The organism is Pseudomonas sp. Pseusp21 (genome assembly GCF_059492145.1).
The window spans coordinates 1888242-1907321 of sequence record NZ_CP168520.1 but is presented as its reverse complement, the minus strand read 5'-3'; the positions used below and the strand labels follow the sequence as shown (position 1 = coordinate 1907321).

Annotated in this window: 16 protein-coding genes; 11 read left to right on the top strand and 5 right to left on the bottom strand. The window is 60.5% G+C overall.

Features of this window, described 5'->3' with window-relative positions:
• Positions 1-27: 27 nt before the first annotated feature.
• Positions 28-822, top strand: a complete 795-nt coding sequence (locus ACEN93_RS08505) for an iron-containing redox enzyme family protein (protein WP_039770573.1) — start codon at positions 28-30, stop codon at positions 820-822.
• Between the two features lie 61 nt (positions 823-883).
• On the opposite strand, the gene ACEN93_RS08500 is transcribed toward ACEN93_RS08505, so the two are convergent.
• The 5 genes from ACEN93_RS08500 to ACEN93_RS08480 all read right to left on the bottom strand — a co-directional run bounded on the left by ACEN93_RS08500 (position 884) and on the right by ACEN93_RS08480 (position 5769).
• A complete protein-coding gene (locus ACEN93_RS08500; RefSeq protein ID WP_074688038.1) occupies positions 884-1810 on the bottom strand; it encodes a GGDEF domain-containing protein in 927 nt (308 codons plus the stop codon).
• A 362-nt stretch (positions 1811-2172) separates the two neighbouring features.
• Positions 2173-2913: a YciK family oxidoreductase gene (locus tag ACEN93_RS08495; RefSeq protein ID WP_039770568.1), complete on the bottom strand. Its 741-nt coding sequence runs from the start codon at positions 2911-2913 to the stop codon at positions 2173-2175.
• 89 nt (positions 2914-3002) lie between these two features.
• The gene (gene mupP, locus ACEN93_RS08490; protein WP_039770566.1) at positions 3003-3674 is read right to left on the bottom strand and encodes an N-acetylmuramic acid 6-phosphate phosphatase MupP; all 672 of its coding nucleotides are present in this window, start codon (positions 3672-3674) and stop codon (positions 3003-3005) included.
• A gap of 4 nt (positions 3675-3678) precedes the next feature.
• Positions 3679-4377: a bifunctional 2-polyprenyl-6-hydroxyphenol methylase/3-demethylubiquinol 3-O-methyltransferase UbiG gene (ubiG, locus tag ACEN93_RS08485; protein ID WP_039770564.1), complete on the bottom strand. Its 699-nt coding sequence runs from the start codon at positions 4375-4377 to the stop codon at positions 3679-3681.
• Between the two features lie 57 nt (positions 4378-4434).
• Complete coding sequence (locus ACEN93_RS08480; RefSeq protein ID WP_495611304.1) at positions 4435-5769, bottom strand: TRZ/ATZ family hydrolase; 1335 nt, start codon at positions 5767-5769, stop codon at positions 4435-4437.
• A 108-nt stretch (positions 5770-5877) separates the two neighbouring features.
• Here ACEN93_RS08480 and mtnA point away from each other — a divergent pair, with 108 nt between their 5' ends.
• The 10 genes from mtnA (at position 5878) to ihfB (ending at position 19068) form a co-directional block, all read left to right on the top strand.
• Complete coding sequence (mtnA, locus tag ACEN93_RS08475; RefSeq protein WP_085668126.1) at positions 5878-6954, top strand: S-methyl-5-thioribose-1-phosphate isomerase; 1077 nt, start codon at positions 5878-5880, stop codon at positions 6952-6954.
• 425 nt (positions 6955-7379) lie between these two features.
• Positions 7380-10043, top strand: coding sequence for a DNA gyrase subunit A (gene gyrA, locus ACEN93_RS08470; RefSeq protein ID WP_039770558.1), 2664 nt, complete (start codon positions 7380-7382; stop codon positions 10041-10043).
• A gap of 64 nt (positions 10044-10107) precedes the next feature.
• Complete coding sequence (serC, locus tag ACEN93_RS08465) at positions 10108-11193, top strand: 3-phosphoserine/phosphohydroxythreonine transaminase (RefSeq protein ID WP_085647505.1); 1086 nt, start codon at positions 10108-10110, stop codon at positions 11191-11193.
• Positions 11193-12287, top strand: coding sequence for a prephenate dehydratase (pheA, locus tag ACEN93_RS08460; RefSeq protein ID WP_007950913.1), 1095 nt, complete (start codon positions 11193-11195; stop codon positions 12285-12287). Before serC ends, pheA begins: the two co-directional genes overlap by 1 nt.
• 12 nt (positions 12288-12299) lie before the next feature.
• Positions 12300-13412: a histidinol-phosphate transaminase gene (gene hisC, locus ACEN93_RS08455; RefSeq protein WP_007950914.1), complete on the top strand. Its 1113-nt coding sequence runs from the start codon at positions 12300-12302 to the stop codon at positions 13410-13412.
• Between the two features lie 28 nt (positions 13413-13440).
• Positions 13441-15648: a bifunctional prephenate dehydrogenase/3-phosphoshikimate 1-carboxyvinyltransferase gene (locus ACEN93_RS08450; protein ID WP_239065558.1), complete on the top strand. Its 2208-nt coding sequence runs from the start codon at positions 13441-13443 to the stop codon at positions 15646-15648.
• Positions 15645-16334, top strand: coding sequence for a (d)CMP kinase (gene cmk, locus ACEN93_RS08445; protein ID WP_495611303.1), 690 nt, complete (start codon positions 15645-15647; stop codon positions 16332-16334). Before ACEN93_RS08450 ends, cmk begins: the two co-directional genes overlap by 4 nt.
• 119 nt (positions 16335-16453) lie before the next feature.
• Positions 16454-18139: a 30S ribosomal protein S1 gene (gene rpsA / locus ACEN93_RS08440; protein ID WP_039770554.1), complete on the top strand. Its 1686-nt coding sequence runs from the start codon at positions 16454-16456 to the stop codon at positions 18137-18139.
• Between the two features lie 208 nt (positions 18140-18347).
• Positions 18348-18626, top strand: a complete 279-nt coding sequence (locus ACEN93_RS08435; protein WP_039770553.1) for a hypothetical protein — start codon at positions 18348-18350, stop codon at positions 18624-18626.
• Between the two features lie 151 nt (positions 18627-18777).
• Positions 18778-19068: an integration host factor subunit beta gene (gene ihfB, locus ACEN93_RS08430; RefSeq protein ID WP_039770552.1), complete on the top strand. Its 291-nt coding sequence runs from the start codon at positions 18778-18780 to the stop codon at positions 19066-19068.
• Positions 19069-19080: the final 12 nt, after the last annotated feature.

Sequence of the window (19080 nt, the reverse complement as noted above, 5' to 3'; positions counted from 1 at the left end):
CAATCACAAATCAAAAGGAGCCGAACAGTGATCGACACATTCAACCGAACCGGACCACTCATGGAAGCTGCAAGTTATCCCGCCTGGGCGCAACAGTTGATCCAGGATTGCAGCGAGAGCAAACGCCGGGTTGTCGAACATGAACTTTATCTGCGCATGCGTGATAACAAGCTCAGCGCCAGAACCATGCGCCAGTACCTGATCGGGGGCTGGCCCGTCGTTGAGCAATTCGCGTTGTACATGGCGCAGAACCTGACCAAAACCAAATTCGCCCGCCACCCGGGCGAGGACATGGCGCGGCGCTGGCTGATGCGCAACATCCGCGTCGAACTCAACCACGCCGATTATTGGGTGCACTGGAGCCGGGCCCATGGGGTGAGCCTGGAAGACCTGCAAGCGCAACAAGTGCCACCGGAGTTGCATGCTCTGAGCCACTGGTGCTGGCACACCAGTTCGGCGGATTCACTGATCGTGGCCATCGCGGCCACCAACTACGCCATCGAAGGCGCAACCGGGGAGTGGTCGGCGCTGGTGTGTTCGACGGGTGTCTATGCCGCCGCTTTCCCTGAAGAAGATCGCAAGCGGGCCATGAAGTGGCTGAAGATGCACGCCCAGTACGATGACGCGCACCCGTGGGAAGCGCTGGAGATTATCTGCACCCTCGCCGGGCTAAACCCGAGCAAAGCCTTGCAGGCGGAACTGCGACAGGCCATCTGCAAGAGTTACGACTACATGTACCTGTTCCTTGAGCGCTGCATGCAGCTTGAGCTGTCGGAGCGGGTGTTGGTCGGGCGTGAGCGTCGGGCGCTGGTCGAGAGCTGATTTGGGCGACACCCATAAAAAACGGGAGCCTTGGCTCCCGTTTTTTGTTGGCGCAGAAAATCTAGCCTGCCATGGTCAGGCGATTGCGGCCTTCGCGCTTGGCGACATAGAGCGCGCTGTCGGCGCGACGCAACAGGCTGTCGGCGGATTCGCCCGGCAACAGGGTCGAGCAGCCGAGGCTCACGGTCAGTTCGATCAATTGATTATTGGCGTAGTAATCCTGGGTCTGCGCCGCCTGACGAAGGCGCTCGCCGACCATGGCGGCCGCATCGCGACCGGTGTTGGACAGCAGGATCAGAAATTCTTCCCCGCCATAACGGAACACCATGTCGACATTGCGCAACTGGCCCTTGATTGACGCGGCCACGGCTTTGAGGACGTCATCGCCGGCGCTGTGACCATGAAGGTCGTTGACCTGTTTGAAGTGGTCGATATCCAGCATCAGCACCGACAGTGGTTGCAGGTGCCGGCGCGACATTTCGATTTCTCGCAGCAGCGTCTGCTCCATCGCAATGCGGTTACCGGCTCCGGTCAACGGATCACGCAGGGCGCTCTGAGTGGCGGCGCGGTAAAGCAATGCATTGCGCATCGGGTACAGCAGGGCCGACAGCAGTGATTCGAGATAACCCAGTTCCTGTTCGTTGAAGCGCTGGTTGCGGCGGAACACCAACTCACCCATATGCTCGCCTTCGTGGCTGAGGCTATAGCTGGCCGAATGGTGCCCGCGAGCACCGAACTCCAGGCGCAGGTCGCTGCCGTCGTGCACGTAGGTCAGGGCGTCCAGGGGCACCAGGCGCTGAACTTCGCGGAAAAACAGACCGAGGATGCGTTGAGGCTCAAGGCTGGTTTGCAGTTGCAGGCTCATGTGCTGGCGCAATTGCGCCAGGCTGACAGGTCGCGCCAGCAGGGGAGGCTGCTGACCAAAGCCCAGGCGTTGCAATTTGGCACTGTCGAAGTCAATTGCAGTGGTCTGGGAGGGTGATTTCATATGGCGTGAGCCCCTAAGCAGTAAGTCTGTCTTACAGGCTGGGTGAGAGCGGCTATGGGCTGCGCGTCATACTGATCCATCAGTCCCGTAGGACATTTGGGGTAAGTTTAGTCTGCCCGATGACGATTAGTCAGCTATCGCATCAGGCCCTGCCCGGCTGCCTTCACACGGCGTGCTTTGAGGAGATGTAGAGCGAAAGTCATGCCATACGGTTCATATTTTTTGAAAACCGTTGAGAATCAATAGTTTGGATTTTTTAGAGCGGAGTAGGTGGTGGTTGTTTGACAGAGTTGGAGGTACTGAAGGCGGCAATTGCCTGCCGCGACGGGATTCCGTCACGGCAACAATTGCGACGTATGGCATTACTGGGCGTTGAAGGCCTGGCCATTGATACCCGTGCTGTCCGGGCCCATCAGGTACAGATAGACCGGCATGATTTCTTCCGGTGTCGGGTTGTTCAGTGGGTTCTCACCGGGGTACGCCTGTGCGCGCATGCTCGTGCGGGTGCCGCCCGGATTGATGCTGTTTGAGCGTACCGGCGCCACGCCGTCGATTTCATCGGCCAGAGTCTGCATCAACCCTTCAGTGGCAAACTTCGACACGCCATAAGCGCCCCAGTAAGCCCGGCCCTTGCGCCCGACGCTGCTGGAGGTGAACACCACCGAAGCATCCTGTGAAAGCTTCAGCAGCGGCAGCAGGGTGCTGGTCAGCATGAACATCGCGTTGACGTTGACCTGCATGACACGCATGAAGTTTTCACCGGACAACTGCTCGATCGGCGTGCGCGGCCCAATGATCGAGGCGTTGTGCAACAGGCCGTCGAGGTGGCCGAACTCGGTCTCGATCATCGCCGCCAGCTCATCGTATTGATGGGGCAGGGCGGTTTCGAGGTTGAACGGGATCACGGCGGGCTGTGGATGCCCGGCTGCTTCGATCTCGTCATAGACCTGGGTCAGATTGGCTTCGGTCTTGCCCAGCAGCAGCACGGTCGCGCCGTGGGCGGCGTATGTCCTGGCGGCCGCCGCACCGATGCCACGACCGGCACCGGTGACCAGAATGACCCGATCCTTGAGCAATTCGGGGCGAGCGGTGTAATCAAACATAAAAAACCTCATCAAGAGTCAGATCGTTCCCGCGCCGAACGTCGAACCGCCCGCGCGGGAATGCAGCCAACGACGCTCCGCGTCAGGTCTCAGCAGCTGCAGAGTGCGTTATCCAGCACCTTGCGCAATTCCAGCGGATGATCCACCACCACGTCCGCGCCCCAGTGCCGAGGGTTGTCGTCCGGGTGGATGTAGCCATAGGTCACGGCAGCGGTTTTGGTGCCGGCGTCACGGCCGGATTCGATATCGCGCAAATCATCGCCGATGAACAGGACGGTCGACGGATCCAGATCAAGCATCTTGCAGGCCAGGGTCAGCATCTCGGGATCCGGCTTGCTGTTCTTCACGTGATCCGGGCAGATCAGCAGTGCGGAGCGCTCGGCCAGCCCCAGTTGCTGCATGATCGGCTCGGCGAAGCGCAGCGGCTTGTTAGTGACCACGCCCCAGACCAGATTGGCCTTCTCGATGTCGGCCAGCAATTCGCCCATCCCGTCGAACAGCTTGCTGTGCACGGCACAGCCCTCCAGATAGCGCTCGAGGAACTCCAGGCGCAACTCCTCGAAGCCCGGCGACTCCGGATCCATCGAGAACGTCACCGCGACCATGGCCTTGGCGCCGCCGGAGATTTCATCGCGGATGTGTTTGTCGTTCATCGGCGGCAAGCCACGATCCGCGCGCATCGCCTGGCAGATGGCGATGAAGTCCGGTGCGGTATCGAGCAGAGTGCCGTCCATGTCGAAAAGGACTGCTCTGATGGCCATCGGCTTACTCCTCGCGCAGGGTCTGGATCATGTAGTTGACGTCAACGTCCGCCGCCAGCTTGTAGTGCTTGGTCAGCGGGTTGTAGGTCAGACCGATGATGTCCTTGACGGTCAGGCCGGCCATGCGGCTCCAGGCGCCCAGCTCGGACGGGCGGATGAATTTCTTGAAATCGTGAGTGCCCCGCGGCAGCAGCTTCATGATGTATTCGGCACCGATGATGGCGAACAGGTAGGCCTTCGGGTTGCGGTTGATGGTGGAGAAGAACACCTGGCCGCCGGGCTTGACCATGCGGAAGCAGGCGCGGATCACCGAGGACGGGTCCGGTACGTGCTCGAGCATTTCCAGGCAGGTGACGACGTCGAACTGCTCGGGCATTTCTTCGGCCAGGGCTTCGGCGGTGATCTGACGGTATTCGACGTTCACGCCGGATTCCAGCTGATGCAGTTGCGCGACCGCCAGAGGCGCTTCACCCATGTCGATACCGGTCACGGTCGCGCCGCGCTGGGCCATGGCTTCGCTGAGAATGCCGCCGCCGCAACCGACGTCGAGGACCTTCTTGCCGGCCAGATTGACACGCTCGTCAATCCAGTTGACCCGCAGCGGGTTGATGTCGTGCAGCGGTTTGAACTCGCTTTCGCGGTCCCACCAGCGATGGGCCAGGGCTTCGAATTTGGCGATTTCGGCGTGGTCGACGTTGCTCATGATTCAATCCTCTAAAACTTGAAAAAGGCTGTAGCCCCGGAGTTTGCGCCGGGGTGTTTACGATTCGGTGTGGCCGCTGATGCGTCGGCCCCAGGCCCGGGCGGTTTCGCCGAGCTGTTGTTCGTCCAGTCGGGTCAGGCGGCGGTCGTCGAGCAACTGCTTGCCGGCGACCCACAGGTGTTTCACGCAGTCGCGACCGGTGGCATATATCAGTTGCGAGACCGGGTCATAGACCGGTTGTTGCGCCAGGCCGGACAGGTCGAAGGCGACAATGTCGGCTGCCTTGCCGAGCTCCAGCGAGCCGGTCTCGGCTTCGATTCCCAGGGCTCGCGCGCCATTGAGCGTGGCCATGCGCAACGCCCGGTGGGCGTCCAGCGCGGTCGCCGAGCCGGCGACGGCTTTGGCCAGCAGCGCGGCGGTGCGGGTTTCGCCCAGCAGATCCAGGTCATTGTTGCTCGCCGCGCCATCGGTGCCGACCGCTACGTTGACCCCGGCCTGCCACAGACGCTCCACCGGGCAGAAGCCGCTGGCCAGTTTCAGGTTCGACTCCGGGCAGTGGATCACGCTGGTGTTGCTTTCTACCAGCAACGCCAGGTCGTCATCGCTGATCTGGGTCATGTGCACGGCCTGGAAGCGCGGGCCGAGCAGGCCGAGACGACCGAGGCGGGCCAGCGGGCGTTCGCCGTACTGTTCGAGCGCTTGCTGCACTTCGAAAGCGGTTTCGTGGACGTGCATGTGGATCGAGGCGTCCAGTTCTTCGGCGATCACGCGGATTTTTTCCAGGTTCTCGTCGCCCACGGTGTAGGGTGCATGAGGGCCGAAGGTGATCTTGATGCGCTCGTGATGCTTCAGGTCGCCGAACAGTTCGACGCCCTGACGAATGGCTTCATCGGCGCTGGCGGCACCCGGAATCGGGAAGTCGAGGATCGGAATCGCGATCTGCGCACGGATTCCGCTGTTGTGCACGCGCTCGCTGGCAACCTTGGGGAAGAAGTACATATCCGAGAAACAGGTGATGCCACCTTTTATCTGCTCGGCGATGGCCAGATCGGTGCCGTCACGCACAAAATCTTCATCGACCCATTTGCCCTCGGCCGGCCAGATGTGGTTTTCCAGCCAGGTCATCAGCGGCAAATCGTCGGCCAGACCACGGAACAGCGTCATCGCGGCGTGGCCGTGGGCGTTGATCAGGCCGGGGCTGAGCAGAACGTCCGGCAGTTCGCGGACTTCGGCGGCGTTACACTTCAGCGCTTCGGCACGCGGGCCGATGAACACGATGCGGCCGTCGCGAATGCCCAGGCCGTGCTCCTTGAGCACAACGCCTGCGGGTTCGACGGGTACCAGCCAGGTCGGCAGCAATAATAAGTCGAGCGCAATGGCAGGTTTCGGCATCGAGGGTCGGTTCCAGTGCTTTTGTAAAGGATGGCGAAGTATACCCGAGCGTCTTCGCGGGGGGATCGCTATAATCGGCGGCTTTTGTTCATGAGTGCGGGGTGAGGGATGCGCGATCGACTGTTGGCTGCGGAGAAAGTAAAGGCCATCGATTGGCGTGATGGCGCGCTCCACCTGCTGGATCAGCGCGTTTTGCCGTTCGAGGAAAACTGGGTCGCCTACACCAGCGCCGCCGGCGTGGCCGAAGCGATTCGTTCGATGGTGGTGCGCGGTGCGCCGGCTATCGGCATCAGTGCCGCCTACGGCATCGTGCTGGCGGCCCGTGCCCGGATTGCCGAGGGCGGCGACTGGTACGCGGCGCTGGAAGAGGATTTCATGCTGCTGGCCGATTCCCGGCCGACTGCGGTGAATCTGTTCTGGGCGTTGAACCGCATGCACGACCGGCTGGATCGTTTGAAGGAAAACGCCGATCCGCTGGCGGCGCTGGAAGCCGAGGCCATCGCCATCCATGAAAGCGATCGCGAAGCCAACCTGACCATGGCCCAGCTCGGTGTCGACCTGATCCGCAAGCATCAGGGCAATGCCCAGGCGATTCTGACGCACTGCAACACCGGCGCTCTGGCCACCGGCGGTTTCGGTACGGCGCTCGGAGTGATTCGCGCCGCGTTCATCGAAGGCATGGTCGAGCGCGTCTACGCCGACGAAACCCGGCCGTGGCTGCAAGGCTCGCGCCTGACCGCGTGGGAACTGGCCAACGAAGGCATTCCGGTGACCCTGAACGCTGACTCTGCCGCCGCGCACATCATGAAAACCAAAGGCGTGACCTGGGTGATCGTCGGCGCCGACCGGATCACCGCCAACGGCGATGTGGCGAACAAGATCGGCACCTATCAACTGGCGGTCAACGCCATGCACCACGGCGTGCGTTTCATGGTGGTGGCACCGAGTTCGACCATCGACATGAATCTGGCCAGCGGTGATGACATCCCGATCGAAGAACGCGACGGCGCCGAGTTGCTTGAAGTTGGCGGCAAGCGTGTCGGGGCCGACGTTGAAGCGTTCAACCCGGTGTTTGACGTGACCCCGGCGGATCTGATCGATGCGATCGTCACCGAAAAAGGCATCGTCGAACGCCCGGATACCGCGAAGATGGCGCAGTTGATGTGCCGCAAGCGCTTGCATTGATTGGCTTGATGTCCGCGTTGTCCTCTTCGCGAGCAGGCTCGCTCCCACTGGTTTTGTGATCGCCACAGAACTTTGTGGGAGCGAGCCTGCTCGCGATGGGGCCTTGTAAAGTCAATAAACATCCGCAATTTCGTCCCGAAATTTGCATTCAGGGAAGCTCTGAGCTTCTCTCGTCCCCGTTAAGCCTGTCATCGGTCATCTAACTATGCTCCATGCGCATCTGGGGGATAGGTGCGTGGCGGCTCTTGTGATAACATCCGGCGTTTTCCGAGGCAGTCCCACGGGGTTGTCTTCACTGCGCAAATCCAGGGTCAACTTGTCGATTTGTCGTAAGTCGGCGCATGGCACTCGGCCTGCATCGACGAGCTTCGTGCGTCCCCTATGGATATGGCGAAGTTTCACCAGAAAAAGGAATCAGGCTTCTCATGGGCGAACTGGCCAAAGAAATCCTCCCGGTCAATATCGAAGACGAGCTGAAACAGTCCTATCTCGACTACGCGATGAGCGTGATCGTCGGCCGTGCACTGCCGGATGCGCGCGATGGCTTGAAGCCCGTGCACCGTCGCGTGCTGTTCGCGATGAGCGAGCTGGGCAACGACTTCAACAAGCCGTACAAGAAATCTGCCCGTGTCGTCGGTGACGTGATCGGTAAGTATCACCCGCACGGTGATACCGCGGTGTACGACACCATCGTCCGCATGGCGCAGCCTTTCTCCCTGCGTTACCTGCTGGTCGACGGCCAGGGCAACTTCGGTTCGGTCGACGGCGACAATGCCGCGGCCATGCGATACACCGAAGTGCGCATGACCAAGCTGGCACATGAGCTGCTGGCCGATCTGCACAAGGAAACCGTGGACTGGGTGCCGAACTATGACGGCACCGAACTGATCCCGGCGGTCATGCCGACCCGCGTACCGAATCTGCTGGTCAACGGTTCCAGCGGTATCGCCGTGGGCATGGCGACCAACATTCCGCCGCACAACCTCGGTGAAGTCATCGACGGTTGCCTGGCCCTCATCGACAACCCCGAGCTGACCGTCGATGAACTGATGCAATACATCCCCGGCCCGGACTTCCCGACTGCCGCGATCATCAACGGTCGCGCCGGCATCATCGAAGCCTACCGCACCGGCCGTGGCCGCATTTACATGCGCGCCCGCTCGATCATCGAAGACATCGACAAGGTCGGTGGCCGTCAGCAGATCGTCATCACCGAACTCCCTTACCAGTTGAACAAGGCACGTCTGATCGAGAAGATCGCCGAGCTGGTAAAAGAGAAGAAACTCGAAGGCATCACCGAACTGCGCGACGAGTCCGACAAGGACGGTATGCGCGTCGTGATCGAACTGCGTCGCGGCGAAGTGCCAGAGGTGATCCTCAACAACCTCTACGCCCAGACCCAGCTGCAATCGGTATTCGGCATCAACATCGTTGCGCTGATCGACGGTCGTCCACGGATCCTCAACCTCAAGGACCTGCTGGAAGCCTTCGTCCGTCACCGCCGCGAAGTGGTTACCCGCCGTACCGTGTTCGAACTGCGCAAGGCGCGTGAGCGTGGTCACATCCTCGAAGGTCAGGCCGTTGCCCTGTCGAACATCGACCCGGTGATCGCCCTGATCAAGGCTTCGCCGACTCCGTCGGAAGCCAAGGAAGCGCTGGTCAGCACGCCGTGGGAATCCACTGCCGTGGTGGCGATGGTTGAGCGTGCCGGTGCCGATTCGTGCCGTCCGGAAAACCTCGATCCGCAATACGGTCTGCGCGACGGCAAGTACTTCCTGTCGCCAGAGCAGGCGCAAGCCATTCTGGAACTGCGTCTGCACCGCCTGACCGGTCTGGAACACGAAAAGCTGCTGGCCGAGTATCAAGAGATCCTCAACCAGATCGGCGAGCTGATCCGCATCCTCAACAGCGCCGTGCGCCTGATGGAAGTGATCCGCGAAGAGCTGGAAGTGATCCGCGCCGAATACGGCGACGTGCGCCGTACCGAAATCCTCGATGCCCGTCTCGACCTGACTCTGGGCGACATGATCCCGGAAGAAGAGCGCGTCGTGACCATCTCCCACGGTGGCTATGCCAAGACCCAGCCGCTGGCTGCGTACCAGGCCCAGCGTCGTGGCGGTAAAGGCAAATCGGCTACCGGCGTGAAGGATGAGGACTACATCGCTCACCTGCTGGTCGCCAACAGCCACACCACGCTGCTGCTGTTCTCCAGCAAGGGCAAGGTGTACTGGCTGAAGACCTACGAAATCCCTGAAGCATCCCGCGCCGCCCGTGGTCGTCCGCTGGTCAACCTGCTGCCGCTGGATGACGGTGAATACATCACCACCATGCTGCCGGTCGAGGAATACACCGAGGGTCACTACATCTTCATGGCGACCGCCAACGGCACCGTGAAGAAGACGCCGCTGGAATCCTTCAGCCGTCAACGCAGCGTCGGTCTGATCGCGCTGGAGCTGGACGAAGGCGACGTGCTGATTTCCGCAGCCATCACCGATGGCGAACGTGAAGTGATGCTGTTCTCCGACGGCGGCAAGGTGACCCGCTTCAAGGAATCCGACGTTCGCGCGATGGGCCGTACCGCCCGCGGTGTGCGCGGCATGCGTCTGCCGGAAGGACAGAAGCTGATTTCGATGCTGATCCCGGAAGAAGGCAGCCAGATCCTCACCGCTTCCGAGCGTGGCTACGGCAAGCGCACCGCGATCACTGAGTTCCCTGAGTACAAGCGTGGCGGTCAGGGCGTGATCGCCATGGTCAGCAACGAGCGTAACGGCCGTCTGGTCGGTGCGGTTCAGGTGCTCGACGGCGAGGAGATCATGCTGATTTCCGACCAGGGCACGCTGGTGCGTACCCGTGTCGACGAAGTCTCCAGCCTGGGTCGTAACACCCAGGGCGTGACCCTGATCAAGCTGGCCAAGGATGAAACCCTGGTCGGTCTGGAGCGGGTTCAGGAGCCTTCGGAAGTTGAAGGTGACGAGCTGGAAGGCGAAGAAGGTGTCGAGCTGGAAGAAGGCGTGATCGGCGCCGAACCGGACGATGCGGTCGACAACCTGCAGGCGGACGCCGCAGACGAAGAAGAGTCGCAAGACTAACCAAATCGTAGCAGGGCAGAGTGTTTGCTCTGTCCGCTACCGTGATTGCATAGCGAGAGTGGATGTGAGCAAACGAGCCTATAACTTCTGCGCAGGTCCCGCTGCGCTGCCTGAAGCTGTCCTGTTGCGTGCCCAGTCCGAGATGCTCGACTGGCACGGCAAGGGTCTGTCGGTCATGGAAATGAGCCATCGCAGTGATGACTACGTGGCCATCGCCGAGAAGGCCGAACAAGACCTGCGCGACCTGCTGTCCATCCCCTCCAATTACAAAGTGCTGTTCCTGCAGGGCGGTGCGAGCCAACAGTTCGCCGAGATTCCGCTGAACCTGCTGCCCGAGAACGGCACCGCCGACTATGTCGAAACCGGCATCTGGTCGAAGAAAGCCATCGAAGAAGCGCGTCGCTTCGGCAATATCAACGTTGCCGCCAGCGCCAAGCCTTATGACTACCTGGCCATCCCTGGTCAGAACGAGTGGAAGCTGACTCCGGGTGCGGCCTATCTGCACTATGCGTCCAACGAAACCATCGGCGGTCTGCAGTTCGACTGGGTTCCCGAGGCCGGTGACGTTCCGCTGGTGGTCGACATGTCCTCCGATATCCTCTCGCGTCCGATCGATGTGTCGCAGTACGGCCTGATCTACGCCGGCGCGCAGAAGAACATTGGTCCGAGCGGTCTGGTTGTCGTGATCGTCCGTGAAGACCTGCTGGGCCGCGCCCGCAGTTCGTGCCCGACCATGCTCGACTACAAGGTCTCGGCCGATAACGGTTCGATGTACAACACCCCGGCCACCTATTCCTGGTACCTCTCGGGCCTGGTTTTCGAGTGGCTGAAGGAGCAGGGCGGCGTCGCCGCGATGGAGCAGCGCAACAAGGCGAAGAAAGATCGCCTGTACGGCTTCATCGACAACAGCGATTTCTATACCAACCCGATCAGCACCAACGCCCGCTCGTGGATGAACGTGCCGTTCCGTCTGGCTGACGAGCGTCTGGACAAGGCTTTCCTGGCCGGCGCCGACGCTCGTGGCCTGCTCAACCTCAAGGGTCATCGTTCGGTGGGCGGCATGCGTGCCTCGATCTACAACGCCCTGGGTCTGGACGCCGTCGAGGCGCTGGTTGGCTACATGGCTGAATTCGAGAAGGAGCATTCCTGATGTCCGAGCAGGAGCTCAAGGCGCTGCGCGTTCGCATCGATAACCTGGATGAGAAGATTCTCCAGCTGATCAGTGATCGCGCGCGCTGCGCCGAAGAAGTTGCTCGAGTCAAGATGGCCAGTCTGGCCGAAGGTGAGCAGCCGGTGTTCTACCGTCCCGAGCGTGAGGCGCAGGTCCTCAAGCGCGTCATGGAGCGCAACAAGGGGCCGCTGGGCAATGAAGAGATGGCGCGTTTGTTCCGCGAAATCATGTCTTCGTGCCTGGCCCTCGAGAATCCGCTGAAAGTCGCTTATCTCGGTCCGGAAGGCACCTTCACCCAAGCGGCGGCCATGAAGCACTTTGGACACGCGGTGATCAGCAAGCCGATGGCGGCGATCGACGAAGTGTTCCGTGAAGTGGCGGCCGGTGCGGTGAATTTTGGCGTGGTGCCGGTGGAAAACTCCACTGAAGGCGCGGTCAACCACACCCTCGACAGCTTCCTCGAGCACGACATGGTGATCTGCGGCGAAGTCGAGCTGCGGATTCACCACCACCTGTTGGTCGGTGAAAACACCAAGACCGACAGCATCAGCCGCATCTATTCCCATGCCCAGTCGTTGGCGCAGTGCCGCAAGTGGCTGGACGCCCATTACCCGAATGTCGAGCGCGTGGCGGTGTCCAGCAACGCCGAGGCGGCCAAGCGGGTCAAGGGTGAGTGGAATTCGGCGGCGATCGCCGGTGATATGGCGGCCGGGTTGTACGGCCTGACCCGTCTGGCCGAGAAGATCGAAGATCGCCCGGACAACTCCACGCGCTTCCTGATGATCGGTAACCAGGAAGTGCCGCCGACCGGCGACGACAAAACTTCGATCATCGTGTCCATGAGCAACAAGCCCGGCGCGCTCCACGAGCTGCTGGTGCCGTTCCATGACAACGGGATCGACCTGACCCGGATCGAAACCCGTCCGTCGCGCAGTGGTAAATGGACCTACGTGTTCTTCATCGACTTCGTCGGCCATCACCGTGATCCGCTGATCAAGGGTGTACTGGAAAAGATCAGTCAGGAAGCAGTAGCACTCAAGGTGCTGGGTTCCTACCCGAAAGCAGTTCTTTAAGGGGTGGTAGCAATGAGTGGCAACTTCCTCGCTCTGGCACAGCCGGGCGTGCAACAACTTTCGCCATACGTACCGGGCAAACCCGTGGACGAGCTGGCTCGCGAACTGGACCTGGATCCGGCGAGCATTGTCAAACTGGCGAGCAACGAAAATCCGTTGGGCGCGAGTCCGAAAGCGCTGGCCGCAATCCGCGAAGCGCTGGACGAGCTGACCCGTTATCCGGACGGCAACGGTTTTGCCTTGAAATCCCTGCTGGCCGAGCAGTGCCGTGTCGAGCTGAACCAGGTGACCCTGGGTAACGGCTCCAACGACATTCTCGAGCTGGTGGCGCGCGCCTATCTGGCGCCGGGCCTGAATGCGGTGTTCAGCGAGCACGCGTTCGCGGTGTACCCGATCGCGACCCAGGCGGTCGGCGCTCAGGCCAAGGTCGTTCCGGCCAAGGATTGGGGGCATGATCTGCCGGCCATGCTGGCCGCGATCGACGCCAACACTCGCGTGGTGTTCATCGCCAACCCGAACAACCCGACCGGCACCTGGTTCGGCGCCGAAGCGCTGGACGAGTTCCTGCAGGATGTGCCGGAGCATGTGCTGGTGGTGCTGGACGAGGCCTACATCGAATATGCCGAAGGCAGCGATCTGCCGGATGGTCTGGATTTCCTCGCCGCTTACCCGAATCTGCTGGTCTCGCGCACGTTCTCCAAGGCCTATGGTCTGGCGGCGCTGCGCGTTGGTTATGGCTTGTCCACCCCGGTGGTAGCGGACGTGCTGAACCGCGTACGCCAGCCGTTCAACGTCAACAGTCTGGCCTTGGCTGCGGCGTGTGCGGCGTTGAAAGACGAGGAATATCTGGCGCAGAGCCGTCAGCTCAACGAATCCGGCATGCAACAGCTGGAAGCGGGTTTTCGCGAGCTGGGTCTGAGCTGGATTCCGTCCAAGGGCAACTTTATCTGCGTCGACCTCGGTCAGGTGGCGGCTCCTGTATTTCAGGGCCTGCTGCGCGAAGGCGTGATCGTGCGTCCGGTGGCCAACTACGGCATGCCGAACCATCTGCGGGTGACCATCGGTCTGCCGGCGGAAAACAGCCGCTTCCTCGAAGCGCTGCGCAAGGTTCTGGCTCGTGGGTGATGTCACTGCGCTGCAATCTGCTGCACCTATGATCGGGCGCCTGGTGGTGGTCGGTCTGGGGTTGATCGGTGGTTCGTTTGCCAAAGGCTTGCGTGAAAGCGGCGTGTGCCGCGAAGTGGTCGGGGTCGATCTCGACCCGCAATCGCGCAAGCTGGCGGTCGAGTTGGGCGTGGTGGATCGTTGCGAAGACGACCTGATGGCGGCTTGCCAGGGCGCGGACGTGATCCAGTTGGCGGTGCCGATCCTGGCCATGGAAAAAGTGCTGGCCCGTCTGGCCGGCATGGACCTGGGGCAGGCGATTCTCACGGATGTCGGCAGCGCCAAGGGCAATGTGGTGCGCGCGGCGACCGAAGCGTTCGGCGGCATGCCGGCGCGTTTCGTGCCGGGGCATCCGATTGCCGGCTCCGAGCAGAGCGGGGTGGAAGCCTCCAACTCAGAGCTGTTCCGCCGTCACAAAGTGATTCTGACCCCGCTGGAGCAGACCGATCCGGATGCGCTGGCGGTGGTGGATCGCTTGTGGCGCGAGCTGGGCGCCGACGTCGAGCACATGCAGGTCGAGCGTCACGATGAAGTGCTGGCCGCGACCAGTCATTTGCCGCACCTGCTGGCCTTCGGTCTGGTCGATTCGCTGGCCAAGCGCAATGAAAACCTTGAGATCTTCCGTTACGCTGCGGGCGGTTTCCGTGATTTCACAAGAATCGCCGGAAGCGACCCGGTCATGTGGCATGACATCTTTCTCGCCAACCGCGAGGCTGTCCTGCGCACTCTCGATACATTTCGCAGCGACCTCGACGCCTTGCGCGACGCGGTCGATGCAGGGGATGGGCACCAATTGTTGGGCGTCTTCACGCGCGCCCGGGTTGCCCGCGAGCATTTCAGTAAAATCCTGGCCCGCAGGGCCTATGTGGACGCTATGAATTCCAACGATCTGATTTTCCTGGCTCAACCTGGTGGCCGCCTGTCCGGTCGGATTCGCGTACCAGGTGACAAATCGATTTCCCACCGTTCCATCATGCTCGGTTCCCTGGCTGAAGGCGTCACTGAAGTCGAAGGCTTCCTCGAGGGCGAAGACGCTCTGGCGACCCTGCAGGCGTTCCGCGACATGGGCGTGGTCATTGAAGGCCCGCATCACGGTCGCGTGACCATCCACGGTGTCGGCCTGCACGGCCTGAAGCCTGCGCCGGGCCCGATCTATCTGGGCAACTCCGGCACTTCGATGCGCCTGCTGTCCGGCCTGCTGGCCGCGCAGGATTTCGACAGCACCCTGACTGGTGACGCTTCGCTGTCCAAGCGCCCGATGAACCGCGTCGCCAACCCGCTGCGGGAAATGGGCGCCGTGATCGAAACCGCTGCCGACGGTCGTCCGCCGATGACCATTCGTGGCGGTCACAAGCTCAAGGGCCTGACCTACACCATGCCGATGGCCAGTGCCCAGGTTAAATCCTGCCTGCTGCTGGCGGGTCTGTACGCCGAAGGCAAGACCACTGTCACCGAGCCGGCACCAACCCGTGATCACACCGAGCGTATGCTGCGCGGCTTTGGCTATCCGGTGAGCGTCAGCGGTGCCACGGCATCGGTTGAGTCTGGTGGCAAGTTGACCGCGACCCACATCGAAGTGCCTGGCGACATCTCGTCGTCGGCGTTCTTCCTGGTGGCCGCGTCGATCGCCGAAGGTTCGGAGCTGGTGCTCGAGCACGTCGGCATCAACCCGACACGCACCGGCGTGATCGACATCCTGCGTCTGATGGGCGCCGACATCACTCTGGAAAACCAGCGTGAAGTGGGTGGCGAGCCGGTTGCCGACCTGCGTGTGCGAGCAGCTAAACTCAAGGGTATCGAGATTCCGGAAGCGCTGGTTCCACTGGCCATCGACGAGTTCCCGGTGCTGTTCGTGGCCGCGGCCTGCGCCGAAGGGCGCACCGTGCTGACCGGCGCCGAAGAGCTGCGGGTCAAGGAATCGGACCGTATCCAGGTCATGGCGGACGGTTTGCTGGCGCTGGGCGTCAAGTGCGAACCGACCCCGGACGGCATCATCATCGACGGCGGCCAGATCGGCGGCGGCGAAGTGCATGGTCATGGCGATCACCGCATCGCGATGGCATTCAGCGTGGCCTCGCTGCGCGCCACGGCACCGATCCGCATCCATGACTGCGCCAACGTCGCGACATCGTTCCCGAACTTCCTGGCGCTCTGCGCGCAGGTCGGCATTCGTGTGGCGCAAGAGGCTCAGTCGTGAACAACATTGCACCGGTCATCACCATCGACGGGCCAAGCGGCTCGGGCAAAGGCACCGTAGCCGGGATTCTGGCCAAGCGTCTGGGCTGGAACCTGCTGGACTCCGGTGCGCTGTATCGCCTGCTGGCATTTGCTGCGCACAACCACGGTGTCGACCTGACCAATGAAGAGCTGCTGAAGAAACTGGCTGCTCATCTGGATGTGCAGTTCATCGCGGCGACCGACGGTCAACTGCAACGCATCATTCTGGAAGGTGACGAAGTCAGCGATGTCATCCGTACTGAAAGCGTCGGATCAGGCGCTTCCCAGGTGGCCGCATTGCCGGCTGTGCGCGAGGCGCTGCTGCAGCGCCAGCGTGCTTTCCAGGAATTTCCGGGTCTGGTGGCCGATGGTCGCGACATGGGCACAGTGGTGTTTCCCGATGCGCCGCTGAAGATTTTCCTGACCGCCAGTGCCGAGGAGCGGGCGCGCCGCCGATATTTGCAGTTGAAGGGCAAAGTCGAGGGTGTTAGTCTGTCGAGTCTGCTAGATGAGATCCGTGCGCGCGACGAGCGTGATACCCAGCGAGCGGTGGCCCCGCTCAAGCCGGCGGCTGACGCCATACAGCTGGATTCCACGGAGTTGTCCATCGATCAGGTGCTTGAACGCATCATGAGTGAGATCGCCATTAGCGATATCGCCGGGTGACCAAGAAGGCTGCAGGGGACCAGTCATAGTCCTGTGGCGCTTCTTTTAAATGAAACTAACCCACATTGTCTGGGATGTGGAGATGGGCGTATTTTTCGCCCTAATCAACAGGAATTAAAATGAGCGAAAGCTTTGCGGAACTCTTTGAAGAAAGCCTAAAGACCCTGAACCTTCAGGCAGGCTCCATCATCACCGGTGTTATCGTTGATATCGATTACCAGGCTCGCTGGGTAACCGTTCACGCTGGCCTGAAGTCCGAAGCACTGATCCCGCTGGAGCAGTTCTACAACGACGCTGGCGAACTGAACATCAACGTCGGTGACGAAGTTCACGTTGCTCTGGACTCGGTTGAAGACGGTTTCGGTGAAACCAAGCTGTCCCGTGAAAAAGCCAAGCGCGCTGAATGCTGGATCGTTCTGGAAGCAGCCTTCGCAGCTGAGGAAGTGGTCAAGGGCGTTATCAACGGTAAGGTTAAAGGCGGCTTCACTGTCGACGTTAACGGCATCCGTGCGTTCCTGCCAGGTTCCCTGGTTGACGTCCGTCCAGTGCGCGACACCACGCACCTGGAAGGCAAAGAGCTGGAATTCAAGGTCATCAAGCTGGACCAGAAGCGCAACAACGTTGTCGTTTCCCGTCGCAGCGTCCTGGAAGCCGAGAACTCCGCCGAGCGTGAAGCTCTGCTGGAATCCTTGCAGGAAGGCCAGCAAGTCAAAGGTATCGTCAAAAACCTCACCGATTACGGCGCATTCGTCGATCTGGGTGGCGTGGACGGCCTGCTGCACATCACCGACATGGCCTGGAAGCGCATCAAGCATCCTTCCGAGATCGTCAACGTTGGTGACGAAATCGACGTCAAGGTTCTGAAATACGATCGCGAACGCAACCGTGTTTCCCTGGGCCTGAAGCAACTGGGCGAAGATCCATGGGTTGCTATCAAAGCTCGTTACCCAGAAGGCACTCGCGTTACCGCTCGTGTAACCAACCTGACCGACTACGGCTGCTTCGCTGAGCTGGAAGAAGGCGTTGAAGGTCTGGTACACGTTTCGGAAATGGACTGGACCAACAAGAACATCCACCCTTCGAAAGTCGTACAAGTCGGCGACGAAGTGGAAGTCATGGTTCTGGACATCGACGAAGAGCGTCGTCGTATCTCCCTGGGCATCAAGCAGTGCAAGTCGAACCCATGGGAAGACTTCTCTGGCCAGTTCAACAAGGGCGACAAGATCTCCGGCACCATCAAGTCGATCACCGATTTCGGTATCTTCATTGGTCTGGACGGCGGCATCGACGGTCTGGTTCACCTGTCCGACATCTCCTGGAACGAAGTGGGCGAAGAAGCCGTACGTCGTTTCAAGAAGGGTGATGAGCTGGACACCGTTATCCTGTCGGTTGACCCAGAGCGTGAGCGTATCTCCCTGGGTATCAAGCAACTGGAAAGCGATCCGTTCTCCGAGTACGTCTCGGTTAACGACAAAGGCGCAATCGTGACTGGCACCGTGAAAGAAGTTGACGCCAAAGGCGCCATCATCGTTCTGGCCGACGATATCGAAGCGACTCTGAAAGCCTCCGAAATCAGCCGTGACCGCGTTGAAGACGCGCGCAACGTTCTGAAAGAAGGTCAGCAAGTAGAAGCCAAGATCATCAGCGTTGATCGTAAGAGCCGCGTAATTCAGCTGTCGATCAAATCGAAAGACGATGCTGAAGAGAAAGAAGCCATCCAGAGCCTGAAAGCAGCTCCGGAAGGCGAAGCAGCCGACACCACCATGGCGGCACTGCTGCGTCAAGCAATGGCCAAACAGAACTGAGTTCTGTCTGATCATTAAAAAGGGCGACTTCGGTCGCCCTTTTTTGTGCCTGCTATTTGGTGGGGGGGAGGGCTGCTTTCCGGTCAATCGGTGAAACCATTTCCTTAGCCGGGAGGTCTGTTTCTTTAATCGGATCAATCGTCTATTCGCGTCTAGGCTTAGGCTGAAGATCGCAGTAGTCGGGCAGGCGCCTGGCATAAGGAAGTGAATGAACAAGTTTATAGTTCTGTTGGGTTTGCTGGTGTTGGCAGGCTGTACTACCAGCGCCAAGACCCATGCGGTGCGCGGAGTGAGTGGCATCGAGGTTGACTGCTCCGGCTTGGGTTCAGGCTGGGAAAGGTGTCAGAAACGCGCTGCCAAGGAGTGCAAGGGGGCGGGTTACAAGGTGATCACGCGGTCTGATGATGCCCGGGAAGAGGATGAGTTTCCCTTTGGCTTCAATCCGGCAGGCTACGTCACCCGAACCATGTTGGTGATTTGTCGGTGAGGGAGCGTTGGCAGGCTTGTGATCCGATGCCCTGAAAATGGGCGTTTCGGCGAACGGAAAGATATGTCAAGCCCTGGGCTGTTCAAAATCTTCCGGGCGTGCTAAAACCTTTCAAGCGCTGACCTAGCTGCTTGAAAAAGAAGGGAAAAATATGACGAAGTCGGAGTTGATCGAACGAATTGTCACCCATCAAGGGCTGCTCTCATCCAAAGATGTGGAGTTGGCCATCAAGACTATGCTTGAGCAAATGTCCCAATGCCTGGCTACTGGAGATCGTATCGAGATCCGTGGTTTTGGCAGCTTTTCCTTGCACTATCGTGCTCCGCGGGTAGGGCGCAACCCCAAGACTGGCCAGTCTGTCAGTCTTGACGGCAAGTTTGTTCCGCATTTCAAGCCGGGAAAGGAATTGCGTGATCGTGTTAACGAAGAGGAGGAGGCGTGATCGCCGCCGTCA

What these genes read in the sequence shown, in the direction of transcription:
- ACEN93_RS08450 (WP_239065558.1), top strand. Translation starts at nt 13,441, where the DNA reads ATGATCGGGCGCCTGGTGGTGGTCGGTCTGGGGTTGATCGGTGGTTCG.
- pheA (WP_007950913.1), top strand. Translation starts at nt 11,193, where the DNA reads ATGTCCGAGCAGGAGCTCAAGGCGCTGCGCGTTCGCATCGATAACCTG.
- mupP (WP_039770566.1), bottom strand. Translation starts at nt 3,674, where the DNA reads ATGGCCATCAGAGCAGTCCTTTTCGACATGGACGGCACTCTGCTCGAT.
- ACEN93_RS08480 (WP_495611304.1), bottom strand. Translation starts at nt 5,769, where the DNA reads ATGCCGAAACCTGCCATTGCGCTCGACTTATTATTGCTGCCGACCTGG.
- hisC (WP_007950914.1), top strand. Translation starts at nt 12,300, where the DNA reads ATGAGTGGCAACTTCCTCGCTCTGGCACAGCCGGGCGTGCAACAACTT.
- ihfB (WP_039770552.1), top strand. Translation starts at nt 18,778, where the DNA reads ATGACGAAGTCGGAGTTGATCGAACGAATTGTCACCCATCAAGGGCTG.
- ACEN93_RS08500 (WP_074688038.1), bottom strand. Translation starts at nt 1,810, where the DNA reads ATGAAATCACCCTCCCAGACCACTGCAATTGACTTCGACAGTGCCAAA.
- mtnA (WP_085668126.1), top strand. Translation starts at nt 5,878, where the DNA reads ATGCGCGATCGACTGTTGGCTGCGGAGAAAGTAAAGGCCATCGATTGG.
- rpsA (WP_039770554.1), top strand. Translation starts at nt 16,454, where the DNA reads ATGAGCGAAAGCTTTGCGGAACTCTTTGAAGAAAGCCTAAAGACCCTG.
- ubiG (WP_039770564.1), bottom strand. Translation starts at nt 4,377, where the DNA reads ATGAGCAACGTCGACCACGCCGAAATCGCCAAATTCGAAGCCCTGGCC.
- ACEN93_RS08435 (WP_039770553.1), top strand. Translation starts at nt 18,348, where the DNA reads ATGAACAAGTTTATAGTTCTGTTGGGTTTGCTGGTGTTGGCAGGCTGT.
- gyrA (WP_039770558.1), top strand. Translation starts at nt 7,380, where the DNA reads ATGGGCGAACTGGCCAAAGAAATCCTCCCGGTCAATATCGAAGACGAG.
- ACEN93_RS08495 (WP_039770568.1), bottom strand. Translation starts at nt 2,913, where the DNA reads ATGTTTGATTACACCGCTCGCCCCGAATTGCTCAAGGATCGGGTCATT.